This window comes from Brevibacterium sp. SIMBA_078, from assembly GCF_046534565.1.
GTDB lineage: Bacteria > Actinomycetota > Actinomycetes > Actinomycetales > Brevibacteriaceae > Brevibacterium.
Genome location: NZ_JAWRYQ010000305.1, coordinates 1 through 264 on the forward strand (window position 1 = coordinate 1; position 264 = coordinate 264).

At 45.8% G+C, this 264-nt stretch carries 1 protein-coding gene; it reads right to left on the bottom strand.

Annotated elements, in window-relative coordinates; translation table 11 throughout:
• Window positions 1-264: D-alanyl-D-alanine carboxypeptidase family protein (locus SB749_RS19815; protein ID WP_410711815.1), on the bottom strand; the 264-nt coding region annotated here is incomplete at both ends.

The window sequence follows — 264 nt, forward strand, 5'->3', positions numbered from 1 at the left end:
AAGACTTTTCTGCGTATAGCTTATATTCTTCCGGGGTTTCTTCTATTAAAGCGCTGGCTAAAGTCGCCATGTCCCGCGCAGATACATACTGCTCTGAATCGGGCAGACCATGACTGTTAGCAAAATGGCTGTCTTTCATGCCAATTTGTTCGGCATAGTTATTCATTAAGTCGGCAAAAGCGTCTTCACTTCCTGCGATATGCTCCGCCATAGCGACACAGGCGTCGTTACCGGAAGAGATAATAATACCGCGGTTTAAGTCTT